Here is a 19541-nt window from a genome sequence, read left to right on the forward strand (position 1 = left end):
TACGTCCCCTCACGGCTGGTAGCGGCTGGCGTGCTCGAGGCTGAGCCAGTCGGCGTACGACTCCCCGCTCACTTCCTCCAGCTTGCGGATCTCATCGGCGAAACGAGGCAGCAGGGTCGCCCGTTGCGCGGGGGTCACCCGCGGCCGTGACCCGTGCCGGCGGTGCAGCAGGCCGAGCACCGGCGTGCGGACGGCCTTGCGCACGGGCAGGGGGAAATGGTGCCCGATGCGCCCGCCGGTGCGCAACGCGAGCCGGATGACGGCGTTCGCGGGCGTGTCGTCGACGAACCGGCGCACGTTCTCCGGCGGGGCCTCGGCCAGCAGGCCGGTCTCGACGCCGAGGAACGTGCACACCCGGTCGAGCGTCCCGGCCGGGCGGTCGCGCAGGTCGCGGTAGCGCAGCAGCAGCACGCGGGCGCGGTCGACGTGGGTGAGCAGGTGCTCGAGCTGGGAGCCGTACTGCCCGAGGCCGGTGTAGTGCCAGAACGCGGCCCAGCCGGCGGCCTTGCGCCGCGGCTCCAGCTCCACGGCGCGCAGGAAGTCGGCCTCGGACTCCAGGCCGGCGCCGAACAGGTGCGCCCAGTTGGAGTGGGCGCGGTCGACCGGGTCGCGCAGCACCAGGATGATCTTCACGTCGGGCAGCAGCTTGGCGATGCGGGCGTGCGAGTCCAGGTCGTGCAGGTAGAACGGGGTCGACTCGCCGCGCCGGGCGCCCGGCCGGGCCTCGCTGAAGAGGGCCTCGTAGTCCTCCCGGCGCCAGACGTGCTCCTGGTAGGTCTGCACGTCGCCCGGGCCGCCGTGCCGCGGCGGCGGGCCGTCCGAGAGGAAGAACTTGGGCTCCTTCACGGCGGACAGGAACAGGCCCGGGTGCGGGGCGAGCGCCCCGTGCAGCGCCGAGGTGCCGGCCTTGGGCACCCCGGCGATCAGGAAGTCGGGAAGGCTCATGAGACCCCTCTCGGGACGTCGCCGCGCAGGGTGATCCGGTGCATCACCCGGTGCGCGGGGCCGTAGTCGCGGTTGGCGTAGTGCGCGGTGCTGCGGTTGTCCCACATCGCCACGTCGCCGGCGCGCCGGCGGTGCCGCACGATGTGCTCGGGCTTGGCCAGGTGCGCGTAGGGCTCCGGGGATGAGGGCACGGGATGGCGCCCGGCGACGGCCGGGTTGCGGGCGGGGCGGGGCGCGGCGGTCAGACGGCGTGGGCCGGACACGGGCACGCACAGGTCCGGCCGCAGTCGACGTGCCGCCGACAGGTCACCCGGAGCGAATTCATGCCGTCACGGTAGACAATGAGGGCGCTTCCCGTCAATGCCTACCGGGTGGATATGCAATGGGCCCGGGGCCAATCATGACACCGGAACATCTTGACGGACATCGATAATGGTGATTATGTCACGGGACATGGTGACCCCCCGAAAACTTCTCACCCCCGTCCTCGCCGCGCTGCTCATCGGGCTCGCGGCCGGACCGGCCGGCGCCAACCCCGGACCGCCGGTCACCGACGACACGCCCGCCAACACGTGGGGCGCGACCCTGGCGTCGATCGGCGACGACGACGTCAACGTCGCCTGGAACGGCGCGCTGCGCATCGCCGACCCGACCCAGGTGCCCGACGGCCAGCGCGCGCCGGTCGTGTCCGGCATGCTCGTGCTCGCCCCGCACGCGCTGACGACCCCGGCCAACCTGGTGCGGGCGTTCACGACGACGGCGACGACCGGCGTCGACGTGGAGTACCGCGGCGAGAGCGCCGACGAGACCTGGTCGGAGTGGACGCCGGCCGGCACCGCGCTCGCCCAGGACGTGGCGACCGTCCAGGTGCGGGTCGTGCTGACCGGAGCGGGTGCGGCCGTGAGCGCGGTGGCGCTGGTGGCCTCGCACCGGACGGCGCCCGCCGGGCTCGCGGCGGCCGGCAACGTGTACCGGGTCTACGCGACGCGCGAGGGGCTTGTCGGCGGTACCACCGCCAACGGCCACGTCATCGTCAGCCGCGACCACTTCGTGGCCCTGCCGTCGCGCCGCGGCCTGGCGCCGAAGGGCACCGGCGACTACACGGTGCGGGTCTGCACCACCAGCGGCGCGCGGTGCGAGTTCGCGCCGGTGTGGGACGTCGGGCCGTGGAACACCACCGACGACTACTGGAACCCGGCCGCCACCCGCCAGTCGTGGAAGGACCTGCCGCAGGGCCGCCCCGAGGCCCAGGCGGCGTACCAGAGCGGCTACAACGGCGGCAAGGACCAGTTCGGCCGTACCGTCGCCAACCCCGCCGGCATCGACCTGGGCGACGGCGTGTTCTGGGACGGCCTGCAGCTCACCGACAACTCGTGGGTCGACGTCGCGTACCTCTGGACGGGCAGCGGCGTGCGCGGCGTCATCGGCAGCGGGCCCCTGAACATCCGCGCCGGCGCCGGAACGACCTTCGCGAGCAAGGGCTACGCCGCCACCTACGCGCAGGTGCCGATCGAGTGCTGGGTCACCGGCCAGTCGGTGGCCGGCCCCTACGGCACCACGACGCGCTGGGACCGGATCGGCACCGGCCAGTACATCAGCCACTCGTACGTGTCGAAGACCACCGGCGGCACCGCGCCCGCCTGCTGACCCCGTCCATCCGGGAACCGCGGCGGCCGCTCGTGCGTGTACCAGTGTGAGCCTACGCAGGCGAACGGTACTCGCCGGCGCCGCCGCGGCCGCCCGGCCGCGCCTCCCGCCCTGCACCACGCTCACGATCCCTCCGTGCCGGTCGACCTCGATCCCGGCCCCTTCGACCCGCGACCCGGTTCGGTACAACATGACGACCCGGTCGGCCGCGCCCGTACGCCCGGACATCGCGCTCTCCTCCCTAGCTCGTGGCACGTTTCCGGGATTTGCGGGATCTTGCCGTTCCCTAACGTTCTTGTCATCACCGAGTTGCCTTTGATGACAGGGAGATAGAGACATGAGCGACGTCGACTACGGGCAGTACGAGGCCGGCCAGGACAGCGGCGAGCTGGACCAGCTGCACCAGGCTTCGGGCTCCGAGCTGGACGCCGGCAGCCAGTTCGGGGTGTACGAGCAGGACCACTCGGCGGCCGAGTCGACGGACTTCGCGCAGGGGCGCCACGAGGAGTACGAGGTCCCGGGGGGCGTGCGTTACGAGTCGGACGACTACACGAACTACAGCCACGACGCGTCGGTCGACGACCACGTGTTCGCGGCCGAGGGCTCCGAGTCCTCGCACCAGGCCGAGTTCTCCGAGCTCGACGCCCTGCAGGAGCGCTTCGGCAGCGCGTTCGCCCAGGGCACCGTCTTCAGCGGCTCGAACGCCGAGCTCGAGGCCGCGAGCTGAAACCACGGACAGCAGCACGGCCGGTCTCCTGTGGAGGGGTGACCGGCCGTGCTGCGTGCGTGTGGCCGGGCGCTCAGGCGCAGGCCACGCAGGTGCGGGCGGCCGGCCGGGCCAGCAGGCGTTCGGGCGGGATCGGGCGGCCGCAGCGCTCGCAGACGCCGTAGGTGCCCGCGTCCAGGCGGGCCAGCGCGTCGTCCAGGTCGGTCCGGCGGCGGCGGGTGGCCTCCAGGACCGCGGTCAGCTGGGCCCGCTCGTAGGCGATGGTGCTGCCCTCCGGGTCGTGCTCGTCGTCGGCGTTGGACTCGCGGGACGCCTCGAAGACCGCGCGCAGGTCGGACTCCAGCGCCCGCACCTCGGCCGCCGCCTCGTCGCGGCGGCGCTGCAGCTGGTCCCGGTCCACGCCTCCGACCCTACGGGACCCAGCGGTACTCCACCTCCGGCCGGCCCGCGCCGCTGCCGTAGCGCAGATGGCGGGCCGCCGCGCCGCGCTCGGCGAGGTACTCCAGGTAGCGGCGCGCGGTGACCCGGGATGCCTGCAGCGACTGGGCGACCTCGGCCGCGGACAGGCCGCCGGACGCCTCCCGGATCAGGTCGGAGACCGCCGCCAGGGACTCGGGGCTCATGCCCTTCGGCAGGTGGGTCGGGGAGCGGCCGCGCAGGATCGCCAGCAGCCCGTCGACCTCGCCCTGGTCGGCGACGGCCGCCGAGCGCGCCAGCCGGGTGCGGTACTGCCCGTAGCGCTCCAGCTTCTCGCGCAGCGCCGCGAAAGCGAACGGCTTGAGCAGGTAGTGCACGATGCCCTGCGACACCGCGGCGCGCACGACGTCGAGGTCGCGGGCCGAGGTCACCGCCATCACGTCGGCGGGGTGGCCGGCCGCCCGCATCGCGCGCACCAGGTCCATGCCGTGCATGTCGGGCAGGTTCATGTCCAGCAGCACCAGGTCCACGCGCTCGCGCTCCAGCACGCGCAGCGCCTCCGCGGCCGTCGCCGCCTTGGCCGCCACCGCGAAGCCGGGGACGCGCTCGACGTACATCACGTGCGCGTCGGCGGCGATGGGCTCGTCCTCGACCACGAGCACCCGGATCACGGGGCACCGACCAGGACCCGCACCGTGAAGGCGGCGCCGTCGACGTCGATGGCGCCGCCGTGGCGGTGCACCACCTGGCCGACGAGCGCCAGGCCCAGCCCGCGGCCCATGGGCACCGCGGCGGCGGGCTTGGTCGACCAGCCGCGCTCGAAGGCGTGCGTGACGTCGGCGGGGTCGAGGCCGGGGCCGCTGTCGGCCACGCGCAGCACGAGCTCACGACCGCGCCGCAGCGCCGCGAACTCGACCCGGCGCGGGGGCGGGGCGGCCACGGCGGCGTCGATGGCGTTGTCGAGCAGGTTGCCCACGATCGTGACGAGGTCCCCGGGCGGGAGCATTGCCTCCGGTACCTCCGCATCCGGAGCGACCTCGAGCTCCACGCCGCGCTCGGCGGCCTGCGCGGCCTTGGCGAGCAGCAGCGCCGCCAGCACCGGCTCCCGCACGGCCCCGACCACGCGGTCGGTGAGCCGCTGGGCGACCGCGAGCTCGTTGGCGGCGAACTCGATCGCCTCCTCGGTGCGGCCCAGCTCGATCAGGGACAGCACGGTGTGCAGGCGGTTCGCGGCCTCGTGGGCCTGGGCGCGCAGGGCCTCGGCGAAGCCGCGCACCGAGTCGAGCTCGCCGGTGAGCGCCTGCAGGTCGGTGTGGTCGCGCAGGGTCACGACGGTGCCGAGCACGCCGTCGCCGCCGGCCGCCGCGGGCGCCTGGTTGATGACGAGGATCCGGTCGCCGGCCAGGTGGATCTCGTCGGTGCGGGAGCGGCCCTCGGCCAGGGCGCCGCCGAGCGCGGCGGGCAGCCCGGCGGCCCCGATCGGGCGGCCCAGTGCGTCCTCGCCGAGCGCGAGCAGGCGCCGGGCCTCGTCGTTGGCCAGCAGCAGGCGGCCGTGCCGGTCGAGCAGGAGCAGGCCCTCGCGGACCGCGTGCAGGACCGCGTCGTAGAACTCGTACATCCGCGCCAGCTCGGCCGGCCCGAGATCGTGTGTGCGGCGGCGCAGCCAGCGGCTCACCAGCCAGGAGCCGGCCGCCGCGGCCAGCATCGCGAGGGCGGCGGTCACGAGCAGCGCCGGGATCCGGCCGCGGACCTGCCGGGCGACCGACGTGAGCCGGATGCCGACGGAGACCAGCCCGACGATCCGGTCCCCGGCCAGGACGGGTACGACCGCCCGCATCGACGCGCCGAGCGTGCCGGTGTAGGTCTCGGTCAGCGGCCGGCCGTGCACGGCGGGATCGATGGTGCCCAGGAAGTGCCCGCCGATCTGGCGAGGGTCCGGATGGGTGTACCGGATGCCGCCCGTCGTCATGATGACGACGAAGTCGGTCTCGGCGTCGCGGTTGAGCCGGTCGGCCAGCGGCTGCAGGACGGCGGTCGGGTCGGGCGCCGCGAGCCCGTCGCGCACCGCGGGCGAGTCGGCGACGGTCCAGGCGATCCCGAGCACCTTCTGCCGGGCGGCGTCGAGGCTGGCCCGGTCGGCCTGCACGTACGCGCCGACGAGCGTGCCGGCGACGAGCACGGTGATGACCGTCAGCTGCAGGCCGAAGAGCTGACGGGCCAGGCTCCAGCGCCGGGGGGACACGACTGCCACGAACGCAATGTACAGAACGGTGACGCAGGTCACTGCGCCTTGCATGCTCTGGGCATGACACCCCCGGAGACCGCGCCCGCCCCCGCCGGGCGGCGCGACCGCACGCACTTCCTGTATCTGGCCGTGATCGTGGCGGTCATCGCCGGTGCCGTGTTCGGCCTGCTCGCCCCGAAGGCGGCGCTGGAGGCCAAGCCGCTGGGGACCGGCTTCGTCAACCTCATCAAGATGATGATCAGCCCGATCATCTTCTGCACGATCGTGCTGGGCATCGGCTCGGTGCGCAAGGTGGCCCGGGTCGGCCGGGTCGGCGGGCTGGCGCTCGGCTACTTCCTCGTCATGTCCACGGTCGCCCTCGCCGTCGGCCTCGTCGTGGGCAACATCCTGCAGCCCGGGTCGAACCTGCACCTGACCGCCGCGGCCAAGGCGGCCGCGGAGAAGCAGGCGGCCAGCGGCTCCGGCTCCACCACCGACTTCCTGCTCGACATCATCCCGACGAGCTTCTTCTCGGCGCTGACGGCCGGCAAGGTGCTGCAGACGCTGCTGATCGCGCTGCTGGTCGGCTTCGCGCTGCACGCGATCGGAGAGTCGGGGCAGAAGGTCCTGGCCGGCGTCGGTCACCTGCAGAAGCTCGTCTTCCGCATCCTCGCCATGATCATGTGGCTGGCCCCGATCGGCGCGTTCGGCGCCATCGCCGCGGTCGTCGGGGCCGGCGGCTGGAGCGCGATCGAGAGCCTGCTGCAGATCATGGCCGGCTTCTACCTCACGTGCGCCATCTTCGTGTTCCTGGTGCTCGGTGTGCTGCTGCGCACCGTGGCCGGGATCAACATCCTGCTGCTGCTGCGGTACCTCGCGCGGGAGTTCCTGCTCATCCTGGGCACGTCCTCGTCGGAGTCGGCTCTGCCGCGGCTCATCGCGAAGATGGAGCACGCCGGGGTTTCGCGCACGGTCGTCGGGCTGACCGTGCCGACCGGGTACTCCTTCAACCTCGACGGCACCGCGATCTACCTGACCATGGCGTCGCTGTTCATCGCCGACGCGCTGGGCCGCCCGCTGAGCATCGGCCAGCAGATCTCCCTCCTGGCCTTCATGATCATCGCGTCCAAGGGTGCCGCGGGCGTCACCGGCGCCGGACTGTCCACACTGGCCGGTGGGCTGCAGGCACACCGCCCGGAGCTGGTCGACGGCGTCGGCCTGATCGTGGGCATCGACCGCTTCATGTCCGAGGCGCGGGCCCTGACCAACTTCGCGGGCAACGCGGTCGCCACGATCCTGGTGGGCAAGTGGACGGGCGAGTTCGACCGCGAGCGCTGCGACGAGGTCCTGGCCGGCCGGGCCCCGTTCGACGAGCACACCATGCTCGACGAGCACACCGCGCGCGACGAGCCGGCCCCGGCGGCTGACTCCCCGGCGGTCGCGCCGGCGCCTCGGGAGCCCTCCGAGGCGTCCTGACCTCAGGCTCCCCAGGGGCCGCCCGGCCCCTGGGGAGCAGTTCGGGTGCAGGCCTGGCCCCGGGGTTCAGGCAGCGGAGTACGGTCCGATGGAGGGCCGTGACGTCGAGTGCCCGAACGCTGCCCCGGGTGGGCCATCAGTGCCATCTTCGTCGTCGGCGGCCTGCTGACCTGTGCGCTCGCCCCGTCGCTGACCGACGTCACGCCGCTGATGGCCGGCTTGCTCCTCGGCGCCGGCGTCGTCGGCATCCTCACCGGGGCCGTGCTCTGGCGGCTGCCGTGGCACCGCTGGCCGCGCCGGGCCTCGCTTTGGACCCTCGTGCCCGCGCCGGCGCTGCTCGGCGTGGGCAACTGGACCGAGCCGGACCCGTACCTCGCCTCGATCTTCTACTTCCTCGTCGCGGTCTGGATCGGCAGCGCCCAGCGGCGCGGTACCACCTTCGTGCTCAGCCCCGCCTTCGCGGTCGCCTACTGGGTGCCGCTGACGCTGACCCCGCACGGGCCGGGCATGGTCCGCTCGGTGTTCTTCGTGACCGCCACGTGCGTGCTGGCCGGCGAGTCCGTGGCCTGGATCACCGCAACCCGGTGCGCCTGGCCCTGCTGGGCCAGCTCCGCCGCGCGATCGCGGCCGGCGAGCTCGTCATCTTCTACCGGCCCAAGGCCGACGCCGGCACCGGGCGCGTCATCGGCGCCGAGGCCCTGGTCCGCTGGCAGCACCCCGAGCACGGCCTGCTCGGCCCGAACGAGTTCATCCCGCTGGCCGAGACGACGGGCCTGATCCGGCAGCTGCCGTCGTACGTCCTCGACACCGCCCTGCGCGACTGCCGCTCCTGGCGCGAGGCCGGCCACGATGTCTCGGTGGCCGTGAACGTCTCGGCCCGCTGCCTGCTCGACCTCGAACTGCCGTCGGAGATCGAGCGCCTCACCGCCGAGCACGGCGTCCCGGCCGACCGCCTGGTCGTCGAGATCACCGAGAGCGTCATCATGTCCGACCCGGAGCGCGCCCTCGAGGTGCTCAACCGCCTGCACGTACTGGGCGTCCGCCTGTCGATCGACGACTTCGGCACCGGCTACTCGTCCCTGGCCTACCTGAAGAACCTCCCGGTGCAGGAGCTGAAGGTGGACCGCTCCTTCGTCACCCACATGCGCGAGCGAAGCAGCGAGCTGGCGATCGTGCGCTCCACCGTGGACCTGGGCCACAATCTGGGCATGCACGTGGTAGCCGAGGGCGTGGAGGACGCGGCCACCTGGGACGAGCTGAACGCCTTGGGCTGCGACGAGATCCAGGGCTACTACCTGGGCCGCCCCATGCCCGCCGACGACGTGGTCAACTGGCTGGGCACCCGCCGCGCAACAGCGGCCCTTTCGTAGATGTGCCTAACGACCTCGGGATCAATAATGGTGTATTGATGTGACGCCGGCGTGTTGGCTTGATCGAGACGATGGCGAGCCGCACGGTCTCTGATTTGTGACGATCAAGAGGGCCCGTGCGGCCCTATCCCATTCTGTCTTCACCGGATCTCCCGCAACCACCTGGACCGGCTCGTCGTGGTGCAGCCGCCCTTCCCGGGCGGCGTGAAACGGTTCGGTTCGTTGCGGGGTTCAGCCCTCCGTGACCCGCCACCGCACCCCGTGCCCGGACAGGAAGTCCATGAACGACTCCGGGCCGAATGCCTGCGACGGTGCCAGAACGCCGGCCTTGGCCCCGTCCGTCACGAGCCTCCGCGCCGCCTCCACCGCGATCACCGCTGTCTTGCCGTATCCGTCCGTGCCCTCGACCTCGCCACGCACGGTACGTCCGCCTTGCCCGGACGCCTCGACGGAGATCGTCCACCTGCCCTGCCGCCGCTGTTCGTCGTCGGGTCCTTCGGGCAGGGAGTCGATGACCGCGGGGGCGATCACGTCCTTCAGCGCGTCGAACGACCCGCCGAGCAGACCTTCCATACGTCCGACCGGCACGTGTCTGGGCACCGTCGCCACCGGCGGGAGCGCCGCCTTGCTCACCCCGACGGGCGCGTCCCCGCTCGGGAAGCGCCACGTCGCGTGGCTCGCCGCACCGTACGTCGTCCAGCCGCCGTTCTCGTAGCGCAGCGCCCCGTCGAACAGCAGGTCCGGGTCGAGCGACCGCAGCGTCCCGCGGCTGAAGCCGCCGTCGCGGTACCAAAGGGCCACCGTCAGCCTGTCCACCGGGCCGACGGTCTCCCCGACGAGGTGGCTGATGAAGTCGCTCGGCCCGCCGTCGTCGGCCATGGCCGGCACGACCGTCACGCCCGCATCGACGGCGGCACCGGTGAAGGTGTCGAAGACCTCGTTGATGTAGTGCTGTTCTCCCGTGGTGTCGACGTAGTGCGCTCCGGCGGCGACCGCTGCGCGCACGACCGGCGCGCCGAGCCGAGCGAACGGCCCGGCGGTGTTGACCACGGCGTCGGCGCCCGCGAACGCCGCCTCCAGCGAATCTTGGTCGCCGATGTCGGCGATCCGGACCTCGAAGCCGGTGCCGGCCGCGGCCGCGCGAAGCCGCTCGGGGTTTCGGCCGACGAGCACCGCTTCGATGCCGCGGCGGGCGAGTTCGGCGACCGCGAGGCGGCCCGTGTAGCCGCTCGCGCCATTGAGTGCGATCTTCATGAGGTACTCCGTAGATCGTTCTGTTGTGTTCGCGATCGACGGTATGACCGAACGAGGCGGACGAACCATGTCCGAGGATCCGACGTTCATGCTCAATCGTTCCGAATCTCGGACGCGAGGTAGGCTGCGGCCATGGACGTGCTGAGCGACGCAGTGACGACGATGCGCAACGGCCGTCCTCACTCGAACCGCAACAGGCTGGGCGCGCCCTGGGGTCTGCGTTTTCCGCCAACCGACGGCGCAGGATTCCACATCGTGCTCAGCGGCACCTGCTGGCTACTACCGGCCGACGCCGAGCCGCTGCGGCTGACCACCGGCGACATCGTGTTCCTGCCCCGCGAACCCGGGCACGCCCTCGCCAACGATCCCGGCAGCCCCCTCACCGAGTTCCGGGTGGGCGGACGCGACCGCGAGGACGATCCAGGCACCGGCGGCGCCGTCACCGAGCTGCTCTGTGGCGCCTACCTGCTCGACCGGTCGCGTCCCCACCCGCTGCTGGCCGACCTGCCCGACATCGTGCACCTGCCCGCCCACGTCGGACGCCACCCGCGGCTACGGACCGCGGTGGACCTGCTCGGCGCCGAGCTCGCCGAGCCGCGCGCGGGCGCGACCGCGAGCGTGTCCGCGCTGCTGGAACTCCTGCTGCTCTACATACTGCGCGCCTGGTTCGACGATCAGTCGACAGGCTCGCCGACCGGCTGGCCCGCGGCGCTCGCTGATCGCGCCGTCAGCGCGGCGCTGCACGCGATGCACGCCGAGCCGGCAGCGCCGTGGACGGTGCGGGGGCTAGGCGCGCGGGCCGGGCTGTCCCGGACGGTGTTCGCGCAGCGGTTCACCGCGCTCGTAGGCAGGCCGCCGCTGGCGTACCTGACCTGGTGGCGGATGACCATGGCGGCGAAGCTGCTGCGAGCGACCGACGCACCGCTGTCCACAGTGGCCAGACGCTGCGGCTACTCCTCGGAGTTCGCCTTCGCCAAGACCTTCAAGCGCGAGTTCGGCGTCGCGCCAGGGGCCTTCCGCCGGCGCCCGGAATTCGATACGAGCAGCCCCGCTCCAGACGGGACAGTCGCAGCTCAGGGGTAGCCCGTCGCGTCGGACTCACCGGCGTCCTGGACCTCCACGATGCATCGCCCCAGCAGTCCGACACCGGGCTGTCACGGACCCTCTTGATCGTCACAAATCAGAGACCGTGCGGCTCGCCATCGTCTCCATCAAGCCAACACGCCGGGGTCACATCAACACACCACTATTGATCCCGAGCTCGTAAGATCATCACATGACTGCCCCCACTCCCTACCTGTACTTTTCCGGAAACGCCCGCGAAGCCCTGACGTTCTACGCCGACGTCTTCGGAGGCGCCGCGCAGCTGCACACCCTGGCCGAGTTCAACCGAACCGACGGCCCGGCCGACGCCATCGCCCACGGCTACCTCACGGGCGGTCCGGTCGCCCTCTTCGCCGCCGACGCGTCGGGTGACAAGCTGCCGTTCCGGGCCGAGGGCCTGATGCTGTCCCTGCTGGGTGCCGCCGCCCCGTCCGTCCTGCGCAAGTGGTTCGCCGCCCTCGCGGAAGGCGGCCGAGTGGTGGACAACCTGCAGCGCCGCCCGTGGGGAGCCTCCGACGGCCAGGTCATCGACCGCTACGGCCTTCACTGGCTGGTAGGTTTCGAGGGCGACGAGACCGACTGACAAGGCCACCGGCGCGCCGCCCGCCCGGGCTGGCTGGCAGCCCAGGCTCGCGTACAGCCTCTAGCTCCCGGCGGCCCCTGCCTCACGGGCAGCCGCTGTCTCGCGGGCAGCGCCCACCACGCCGCCAGCCTCTGGTTCGCCGGCACCGCCTGGTTCGCCGGCACCGCCTGGTTCGCCGGCACCGCCTGGTCCGCCGTCAGCGCATGGTTCGCGACGGCGCCTGCCTCGCGGGCCGCCCCGGGCTCGCTGGCAGCTTCTGGTCCGCTGGCAGCGCCTGCCTCATGGGCGACCCGGGTTCACCGGCAACCCTCTGGTTCGCTGGCAGCCCATGACCCGCGGGCGGCCCCTGGCTCGCTTGCCGCCGCGGCCCCCCGGTGGCCCCGCTGAGCCGCGGCGGCGGTTAGCCTGCTGGTGTGGTGAGAGCCGAACTGGACGAGTTGATAGTCGCGAACGCCGAGGCACTGAGGGCGTGGTTGTCGAGCAACCACACCACCTCGACGGGCGTCTGGCTGGCCCTGACCAGAAAGGGCGGCACGGTCACCACACTGACCTGGCAGCAGGCGGTCGACGAGGCCCTGTGCTTCGGCTGGATCGACGGCCAGGCCCGCAAGGGCGATCACGAGTACTCCTGGATCCGATTCACCCCCCGCACACCCCGCAGTCCCTGGTCGCAGCGCAACGTCTCTCACGTGGCCCGGCTCGAGGAGCAGGGCCTCATGCTGCCCGCGGGCCGCGCCGCGGTGGAAGCCGCGAAGGCGGACGGGCGCTGGGCGGTCGCCTACGCTCCCCCCTCGGAAGCCGAGGTCCCGGCAGACCTGAGCACCGCAATCGCCGCCAACCCGGCCGCCCAGGCCATGTTCGACGTACTCACCAAGACCAACCGCTTCGCACTGATCTACCGGATCAACGCCGTGAAGCGGCCCGAGACGCGCGAGCGAAAGATCACCGAGTTCGTAGCGATGCTGGCCCGCCACGAGACGTTCAATCCGCAGAAGGCGAAGCCCGCGAACCAGCCGGAGCCGACACCATAGCCGTCCGGGCAACGCTGGCCACCACGAGACGCTCTATCCGCAGAGGGCAAGGCGGCGGCCGCGATCCTCGATGCTCGGCGTCGATGGCGAACCCGCCCGGGTCGATACCGTGAACGCCTGGGCGCCACTGGCCCGCCAGGAGACGCTCTATCCGCAGAGGGCAAGGCGCCGGCCGCGCCCTTCGATGCTTGGCGTCGATGGCGAACCCGTCCGAGTCGATACCGTGAACGCCTGGGCGCCACTGGCCCGCCAGGAGACGCTCGATCCGCAGAGGGCAAGGCGCCGGCCGCGCCCCGCGATGCTTGGCGTCGACGGCGAACCCGTCCGAGTCGATACCGTAAACGCCTGGGCGCCACTGGCCCGCCACGAGACGGTTGATCCGCAGAAGGCCAGTTCCGCGAGCCTGCGGGAGTCGACGCGGTAAAGGTCCGGTCGACGCTGGCCTGGCGAGGTACGGCCTGCCTATGTGGCTTCTGATCGCACCGGCGCGGGGAGGCCCTTGACGAGCAGCCAAACCGCGAACACCATCTCCTCGATCCCGATCGGAGCCGCCAGCACGGCCTGCGCCGCGGCGGGCAGATCCTCGCCGTAGGTTTCCAGTGCCCCGCGCAGCGCGAGCAGGACGCCGCCGATGAGGCCCCACCACGCGAGCCAGCCCGGGACCAGGCGGCCGCGCAGCAGCAGTGCGTTGAGCATGATCGCGCTCGCGCCGAAGACCACGAGCGTGCCGATGCGCATCGCCCACTCGCGGCCGTCGATGAGCGCGTCGCCCGTGGCCGGCGGGGCGTGGGAGCCGGCCAGTGACGTCATGACCAGGGCGGCCAGGGTCCCGGCGGCAATCAGGGCGCCCTCCAGCGTGCGGGTCACCAGATAGAGCGCGGCGACCGGCTGGCTGACGCGCCGCAGGACCGGCCACAGCATGGCGGCGATGGCGGCGACGCTCAGGGCGAGCACGATCTCCAGCAGGGCTCCGGTGGCGAGCCGGGGTTGTGCGCCGCCGGTGGTGGTGAGGAACTGGGGCTCGGTGACCGGCAGCAGCAGCGAGCCGCCGGCGATGGCGGTGGCCGAGGCCACGAGGAACAGGATGCCGGCCGTGCGGGCCGGTGGGGTGGGGGTTCGCATGGTTGTCGAGTTTTGTCGGTGGGTGGGGTTTGGGCATCGGCCCGGGGAATGTGATTGTCGTAGGCCCGTGGACCGGTGAGCCGCTCGTTCTTTCGGCCGATGACGCCGCCCCCGCAGTACCCGAGGCTTGACCCGTGTTCCAAGACGACCTCCGGCGGCTGTGGATCGAGCCGCGTGTATCCGGCGCACCCGTCAGGGTGTGGCGGGACTGGGCGCTGCTCGCCGCCGGGCTGGCGGGGGCGGGGCTGGAGACGGCACTGCGCGGCGACGTCGTGTGGTGGCCGGTGTCTCTACTCGTGACCGCGATGCTGTGCCTCGCGATGTTGTGGCGGCGCACCCGCCCGCTGGCGATGGTCACGCTCGCGTTCGGCACCGGCATCGTGCTCACGGTCATCGACGCCGCGACGGGCCACGCTCGTCCGCTCGGGTTGTACACCGGCATGATCGTGCTCATCCTCGTGTACACCCTGACGCGGTGGGGATCCGGGCGCGACATCGTGCTCGGGCTGGCCGTGACGCTCGTGTCGTTCGGGCTGTCGACGGCCGTCGACGACATCACCGCCGCCGACGCGATCGGCAGCCTGGTGTTCCTGGCGCTGCCGGCCATCGCCGGGGTGTCGGTGCGGCTTTGGGCGACGTCGAAGGGCCGGGAGCTCGAGCGTATGCGGTCCCGCGAACGCGAGGCCCTCGCCCGGGAACTGCACGACACCGTGGCCCACCACGTCGCCGCCATGGTCGTACGGGCTCAGGCCGGGCGGGTGATCGCGGCGGCCAACGCCACCGCGGCCGCGGACGACCCCGGGGACGAACGAGGGGCCGGCGAGCTGCGGGCGGCGATGAAGGAGACCCTCGAGGGCGTGGAGGAGGAGGGGGCACGGACGCTGGAGGCGATGCGGGCCATGGTCCAGGCGCTGCGCGACGGCGACACGGGCGCCGAGATGACACCGCCGGCGGGCGTGGCCGACCTGCAGCGACTCGCGCGCGACCCGGCCGGACGCCTGGCGGTCGACCTGTGGATCGACGCGTCGGCGGAGCGCCTGCCCGTGGCGGTGGACGCGGCCGTGTACCGGATCGTGCAGGAGTCGCTGACCAACGCGGTCCGGCACGCCGTCGACGCGACGACGGTCGAGATCCGGGTCGCGTCGACGCCGCCGGACCGGGTGCGGGTGACGGTCCGTGATGACGGCGCGGCGGTGCGGCGGGGGCGCGGGCGGGGGAGAGACGGGTACGGGCTGACCGGGCTCCGGGAGCGGGCCTCGCTGCTGGGTGGGAGCCTGAGCGCCGGGCCGTGTCCGGGGCATGGCTGGCTGGTCGAGGCCGAGTTGCCGCGGCGGTCAGGATGAGGGCGCGCCAGAGAACGGCGGCCGTGGGAGGCGTTGCTGTTCCCGGCGGTGCCCCCGATCGGGTTGAGGCCGAGGTGCCACGGTGGGCGGGGTTGACCGCGGCCCGGAGGAGGGCGGCCGTGGGAGGCGTTGCTGTTCCCGGCGGTGCCCCCGATCGGGTTGAGGCCGAGGTGCCACGGTGGGCGGGGTTGACCGCGGCCCGGAGGAGGGCGGCCGTGGGAGGCGTTGCTGTTCCCGGTGGCGCCCCGGATCGGGTTGAGGCCGAGTTGCCAGGGTGGGCGGGGTTGACCGCGGCCCGGAGGAGGGCGGCCGTGGGAGGCGTTGTTGTTGCCGGCCGCGTTCCCGTGCCGGCAGTGGGACTACGTTCGCACGAAGCAGTTCGACTTCTTCGACGGCCGGTGGCGGGCCGGGGTGATGGTGCGGCGGTGCGGCGAGGGCGCTGGCGGGGGAGAGATGGGCGTGGGCTGTCCGGGCTTTGGGGGCGGGCTTCGTTGTTGGGTGGGAGTCTGAGGGCTGGGCCGTGTCCGGGGGGTGGCCCGCTGACCGTCGAGTACCCGGTGGACATGGCCGGCGGCGAGATCGGTCAGCTGATGATCGAGATCGAGTTGGCGCGGTGGGCGGGATGACGGCGGCCCGCATGAGCTCGGTCCCGGGGCGGGCGACGATTCGGGTGCTGATCGCTGATGATCAGGCGATCATCCGTACCGGGTTGCGGATCATGCTCGATGCGCAGCCCGATATCGAAGTTGTCGGTGAGGCTGGGGACGGGGCCGAGGCGGTTCGGCTCGCGCGGGAGCTGCGGCCCGATGTGTGCCTGTTCGATATTCGGATGCCGGAGCCCGATGGGCTGGAGGCTACTCGAATCCTCGCCGGGCCTGGGGTTGTCGATCCGATGGTCGTGGTGGTGATTACCGTTTTTGATCTCGATGAGTACGTGTACGGAGCGCTGCGTGCCGGGGCTCGCGGGTTTCTGCTCAAGGATGCCGGGCCGGAGCTGCTCGTGCAGGCGGTGCGGGCCGCCGCCGACGGGCAGGCGCTCATCGCGCCCAGTGTCACTGTGCGGCTGATCGAGGCGTTTGCCGGGGCGGCGGTCGGGCGGGTGCCGGTGCAGCCGGTTGACGCGCTCACGCCGCGGGAAGAGGAAGTGCTGCTCGCGGTGGCTCGGGGGCTGTCCAACCACGATATCGCGCAGGCGTTGTTCATCACGCTCAGCACGGTCAAGACGCACCTGGCGAGTCTGATGGCCAAGCTCGGGGCCAAGAATCGGGTCGAGATCGCGATGTGGGCGTACGAGACGGGGAGGATCAGACCTAGGGCCGGCTCAGGGGAGGGTTTATAGATCCTTATTTCTTCCGGCGGCGGTTGACATGTCGCGAACGGGGATCTTCGATGGTGAATGTCCGGATGTGTGGGGCGGTCCGCCAGCCGCCCGCACGCCGGCGCCGCCGGGACGAAGGTGCCATGAGGGCAGTGTCAGGTGTGCCCATGGCTCGAACGCTCAGCGGGTCGTCGCGGTTCCGGGAACGAACCACCGGGGGCCCCGGCGGCGGAAAGGCGGCCGGGGCGGCCGGAAAACGTGTCAGCTGACTCGGCGGCGTATCCACCAGAAGCTGAAGCCCGTCAGCAGGGCGGTCAGGACCAGGTACCCCGACAGTTCGATCCACTGGAACGGCCAGTAGCGACTGCCGGGCTGGTACGTGTACTGGAAGTGCAGGTTCCTCGTGGCCAGGCAGTCGAAGTCCCCGGCCATGTCGCCCGTCATGCAGGTTTTGTTCTGGGCGGCCGTGTACGGGGTCCCGTCCGCGTTGTAGATCTCCTGCACCGAGTCCGTCGACCAGGCGTTCGGCATCGTGTAGCCCATGATTCGGGCGCCGGTCTGGTTCATGCCCAGGCCGTGGGCGCGGTCCAGTGATTCCTTGTTCACGGCCACCGTTGTCGTGACCGGCGCCATGAGGTGGGCGCGGATCGCGGTCGGGACCACGATCTGGAGGATGGTGTAGAGGGCGACCACGATCGCCATGCTGGCCACCGTGCGGCGCACCAGCAGGCCCACGACCACGCCCAGGACGAAGGCGAACGCGGCGTAGCCGAGCGGCACGACGCCGCGGGCGCCGAAGTTCGACGCGGCGAACCGTTCGCCGACCCACTGGTCGTAGCGGCTCGCGCTCCAGGTGAGCAGGAGGCTGTACCCGCCCGTGACGGCCACCGCCACGGCGCCCAGCAGCCCGAGCTTCACGCCCAGCCAGCGCCGGCGGGTCACGCTCTGGTTCCACACGAGGCGGTCGGTTCGGGTCTCCAGCTCGCGGGCGACCAGCGGCGCGCCCCAGAAGACGCCGATCAGGCCCGGCACGGCGATGAGCAGCAGGCTGATGATCGCGGTCGGCGCCTGGTACCGGTCGGCGAACAGCCGGCGGGAGACGGTGCAGTCGTCCGGGGCACAGTTGACGACGTCCGAGGTGTAGTCGTGGCGGATCTCGAAGCCGAGGTACAGCAGGAAGGCGGCGAGCGCGGCCAGCGCGATCGCGGCCACGATCGCCTGCGTGCGGAACTGCCTCCAGGTGAGCCAGATCATCGGGTTACCTCCGCGGCCATCATGTACGCCATGCCGACGTCCTCGAGGTCGGTGCGCTCGGCGCCGGCGATGGGGTCAGCGGAGTACACCACCGCGGGGCCGCCGCGATCGGTGTGCACGACGCGGGCGCCGGACGGCAGCGTGCCCCCGCCGGCGGGTACGCGGTGGTGCAGGGCGATCAGGTCGGCGACGTCGCCGGCGACCTGGACGCGGCCGCCGGCCAGCACGATGAGGTGGTCGCAGACCTGGGTGAGGTCGCCGAGCAGGTGGGAGGAGAGTACGACGCTCACGCCGAGCTCGCCGACGAAGTCGAGCAGGTCGTGCAGGAACGCCCGGCGGGCGATCGGGTCCAGCGCGGCCACCGGCTCGTCGAGGATGAGCAGCTCGGCGCGCTTGGCGGCGGCCACCGTCAGGGCCAGCTGGGCCCGCTGCCCGCCGGAGAGCCGCCCGGCCTTCTGCGCCGGGTCGAGCCCCAGCCGCTCGATGCGCCGGCGCGCCAGGCCGTCGTCCCACCCCGGGTTGAGCCGGGCGCCGAGGCGCAGGTGGTCGGCGACGGACAGCCCGGAGTACACCGGAGCGTCCTGAGCCACGAACCCGACCCTCGCCAGCTGGGCCGCGTTCGCCGCGGGGCGGTTGCCCAGCACCGTGATCCGGCCCTCCGACGGCGTGATCAGCCCGCAGGTGAGCGAGAGCAGCGTGGACTTGCCGGCGCCGTTGGGCCCGACGAGGCCGACGATCCGGCCCGCCGGCACGGTTAGGGTGCAGTCGGTCAGGGCCGTTCGCCGGCCGTACCGTTTGCTGAGTGCTTGTGTCTCGATGACCGCTGTCATGGGGCCTTTGTAGTCATCGGGCGGTCACAGGAGCGTCCGCAGGGCTGTGACCAGTCTGTGACCGCGCTGTGGCTAGGCTGCGGGCCGTGAGCGAAACGCCGTGAACGGAAAGCCGTGAACGGAAAGCCGTGAACGGAAAGCCGTGAACGGAAAGCCGTGAACGGAAAGCCGTGAACGGAAAGCCGTGAACGGAAAGCCGTGAGCGGAGAGCCGTGAGCGACAAAGTCGTGAGGGAAAAGCCGTGAGAGTGCTCGTCGTGGAGGATCAGCGGCAGCTCGCCGACTCCGTCGCGCGGGTGCTGCGCCGCGAAGGCATGGCCGTCGACGTGGCCTACGACGGCACCGCCGCCCTCGAGCGCACCGACCTCGTCGAGTACGACGTGGTGGTCCTCGACCGCGACCTGCCCGGCGTGCACGGCGACGACGTGTGCCGCACCCTCGTCGCCCGCGAGTCGCCCAGCCGCGTGCTGATGCTTACCGCCTCCGGCACCGTCGCCCAGCGGGTCGAGGGCCTCGGGCTCGGCGCCGACGACTACCTGCCGAAGCCTTTCTCGTACGCCGAGCTCGTCGCGCGCATCCGGGCCGTCGGCCGGCGCAACCGGGCGCCCGCCCCGCCCGTGCTGATCCACGATGACGTGCGCCTCGACCCGGCCCAGCGGGTCGCCACGCGCGCGGGGGCCCGGCTCCCGCTGAGCCCGAAGGAGTTCGCCGTGCTGGAGCACCTGCTCGCCGGGCGGGGCCGGGTCATCTCGGCCGAGGAGCTGCTGGACCGGGTCTGGGACGAGGCCGCCGACCCGTTCACGACCACCGTCAAGGCGACAATCAACCGGCTGCGGGCCAAGCTCGGCGATCCGCCGCTCATCGAGACCGTCGCCCGCGCCGGGTACCGGATCTAGG

At 72.1% G+C, this 19541-nt stretch carries 20 protein-coding genes; 11 read left to right on the plus strand and 9 right to left on the minus strand.

Features of this window, described 5'->3' with window-relative positions; genetic code table 11:
- Positions 1-9 precede the first annotated feature (9 nt).
- Both ACPPVO_RS28430 and ACPPVO_RS28435 read right to left on the minus strand, forming a co-directional pair.
- Complete coding sequence (locus tag ACPPVO_RS28430; protein WP_426514203.1) at positions 10-945, minus strand: sulfotransferase family protein; 936 nt, start codon at positions 943-945, stop codon at positions 10-12.
- Entirely contained in the window at positions 942-1208 is a 267-nt protein-coding gene (locus tag ACPPVO_RS28435) for a TauD/TfdA dioxygenase family protein (RefSeq protein ID WP_426514204.1), read from the minus strand. The genes ACPPVO_RS28430 and ACPPVO_RS28435 overlap by 4 nt, the downstream gene beginning before the upstream one ends.
- Positions 1209-1398: 190 nt before the next feature.
- Here ACPPVO_RS28435 and ACPPVO_RS28440 point away from each other — a divergent pair, with 190 nt between their 5' ends.
- Positions 1399-2592 carry a hypothetical protein gene (locus tag ACPPVO_RS28440; protein WP_426514205.1) on the plus strand — a complete coding sequence of 398 codons (1194 nt, stop codon included), beginning with the start codon at positions 1399-1401 and terminating at the stop codon, positions 2590-2592.
- Between the two features lie 337 nt (positions 2593-2929).
- Positions 2930-3319, plus strand: a complete 390-nt coding sequence (locus ACPPVO_RS28445; protein ID WP_426514206.1) for a hypothetical protein — start codon at positions 2930-2932, stop codon at positions 3317-3319.
- A gap of 73 nt (positions 3320-3392) precedes the next feature.
- Here ACPPVO_RS28445 and ACPPVO_RS28450 read toward each other — a convergent pair whose 3' ends face one another.
- The 3 genes from ACPPVO_RS28450 to ACPPVO_RS28460 are packed head-to-tail and all read right to left on the minus strand — an operon-like array spanning position 3393 to position 5987.
- Positions 3393-3719, minus strand: coding sequence for a TraR/DksA family transcriptional regulator (locus ACPPVO_RS28450; RefSeq protein ID WP_426514207.1), 327 nt, complete (start codon positions 3717-3719; stop codon positions 3393-3395).
- Positions 3720-3729: 10 nt separating this feature from the next.
- The gene (locus tag ACPPVO_RS28455) at positions 3730-4407 is read right to left on the minus strand and encodes a response regulator (RefSeq protein WP_426514208.1); all 678 of its coding nucleotides are present in this window, start codon (positions 4405-4407) and stop codon (positions 3730-3732) included.
- Positions 4404-5987: a sensor histidine kinase gene (locus ACPPVO_RS28460; RefSeq protein WP_426514209.1), complete on the minus strand. Its 1584-nt coding sequence runs from the start codon at positions 5985-5987 to the stop codon at positions 4404-4406. Before ACPPVO_RS28460 ends, ACPPVO_RS28455 begins: the two co-directional genes overlap by 4 nt.
- Before the next feature lie 54 nt (positions 5988-6041).
- Between ACPPVO_RS28460 and ACPPVO_RS28465 the strand changes: the two genes are divergently transcribed.
- Entirely contained in the window at positions 6042-7436 is a 1395-nt protein-coding gene (locus ACPPVO_RS28465; protein ID WP_426514210.1) for a cation:dicarboxylate symporter family transporter, read from the plus strand.
- Between the two features lie 584 nt (positions 7437-8020).
- Positions 8021-8806 carry a putative bifunctional diguanylate cyclase/phosphodiesterase gene (locus ACPPVO_RS28470; RefSeq protein WP_426514211.1) on the plus strand — a complete coding sequence of 262 codons (786 nt, stop codon included), beginning with the start codon at positions 8021-8023 and terminating at the stop codon, positions 8804-8806.
- A 231-nt stretch (positions 8807-9037) separates the two neighbouring features.
- Here ACPPVO_RS28470 and ACPPVO_RS28475 read toward each other — a convergent pair whose 3' ends face one another.
- On the minus strand, positions 9038-10150 hold the full coding sequence (locus ACPPVO_RS28475) for a saccharopine dehydrogenase family protein (RefSeq protein WP_426514212.1): 1113 nt from the start codon (positions 10148-10150) through the stop codon (positions 9038-9040).
- 42 nt (positions 10151-10192) lie between these two features.
- Here ACPPVO_RS28475 and ACPPVO_RS28480 point away from each other — a divergent pair, with 42 nt between their 5' ends.
- The 4 genes from ACPPVO_RS28480 (at position 10193) to ACPPVO_RS28495 (ending at position 13202) form a co-directional block, all read left to right on the plus strand.
- Positions 10193-11143: an AraC family transcriptional regulator gene (locus tag ACPPVO_RS28480; protein WP_426514213.1), complete on the plus strand. Its 951-nt coding sequence runs from the start codon at positions 10193-10195 to the stop codon at positions 11141-11143.
- A 193-nt stretch (positions 11144-11336) separates the two neighbouring features.
- Entirely contained in the window at positions 11337-11747 is a 411-nt protein-coding gene (locus ACPPVO_RS28485; protein ID WP_426514214.1) for a VOC family protein, read from the plus strand.
- Positions 11748-12160: 413 nt separating this feature from the next.
- A complete protein-coding gene (locus ACPPVO_RS28490; RefSeq protein ID WP_426514215.1) occupies positions 12161-12778 on the plus strand; it encodes a YdeI/OmpD-associated family protein in 618 nt (205 codons plus the stop codon).
- Between the two features lie 70 nt (positions 12779-12848).
- Complete coding sequence (locus tag ACPPVO_RS28495; protein WP_426514216.1) at positions 12849-13202, plus strand: hypothetical protein; 354 nt, start codon at positions 12849-12851, stop codon at positions 13200-13202.
- Positions 13203-13240: 38 nt separating this feature from the next.
- On the opposite strand, the gene ACPPVO_RS28500 is transcribed toward ACPPVO_RS28495, so the two are convergent.
- Positions 13241-13900: a DUF4386 domain-containing protein gene (locus ACPPVO_RS28500; RefSeq protein ID WP_426514217.1), complete on the minus strand. Its 660-nt coding sequence runs from the start codon at positions 13898-13900 to the stop codon at positions 13241-13243.
- Positions 13901-14034: 134 nt separating this feature from the next.
- Between ACPPVO_RS28500 and ACPPVO_RS28505 the strand changes: the two genes are divergently transcribed.
- Together ACPPVO_RS28505 and ACPPVO_RS28510 are read left to right on the plus strand one after the other, a co-directional pair.
- On the plus strand, positions 14035-15243 hold the full coding sequence (locus ACPPVO_RS28505) for a sensor histidine kinase (protein ID WP_426514218.1): 1209 nt from the start codon (positions 14035-14037) through the stop codon (positions 15241-15243).
- Between the two features lie 622 nt (positions 15244-15865).
- Complete coding sequence (locus ACPPVO_RS28510) at positions 15866-16582, plus strand: response regulator (protein WP_426514219.1); 717 nt, start codon at positions 15866-15868, stop codon at positions 16580-16582.
- A 240-nt stretch (positions 16583-16822) separates the two neighbouring features.
- Here the strand turns inward: ACPPVO_RS28510 and ACPPVO_RS28515 are convergent, their stop codons facing one another.
- Both ACPPVO_RS28515 and ACPPVO_RS28520 read right to left on the minus strand, forming a co-directional pair.
- The gene (locus ACPPVO_RS28515; protein ID WP_426514220.1) at positions 16823-17815 is read right to left on the minus strand and encodes an ABC transporter permease subunit; all 993 of its coding nucleotides are present in this window, start codon (positions 17813-17815) and stop codon (positions 16823-16825) included.
- The gene (locus ACPPVO_RS28520; RefSeq protein ID WP_426514221.1) at positions 17812-18645 is read right to left on the minus strand and encodes an ABC transporter ATP-binding protein; all 834 of its coding nucleotides are present in this window, start codon (positions 18643-18645) and stop codon (positions 17812-17814) included. The genes ACPPVO_RS28515 and ACPPVO_RS28520 overlap by 4 nt, the downstream gene beginning before the upstream one ends.
- A 241-nt stretch (positions 18646-18886) precedes the next feature.
- Here ACPPVO_RS28520 and ACPPVO_RS28525 point away from each other — a divergent pair, with 241 nt between their 5' ends.
- Positions 18887-19540, plus strand: a complete 654-nt coding sequence (locus tag ACPPVO_RS28525) for a response regulator transcription factor (protein WP_426514222.1) — start codon at positions 18887-18889, stop codon at positions 19538-19540.
- Position 19541 lies beyond the last annotated feature (1 nt).

Origin of the sequence: Dactylosporangium sp. McL0621 (genome assembly GCF_049995355.1) — a bacterium.
GTDB lineage: Bacteria > Actinomycetota > Actinomycetes > Mycobacteriales > Micromonosporaceae > Dactylosporangium.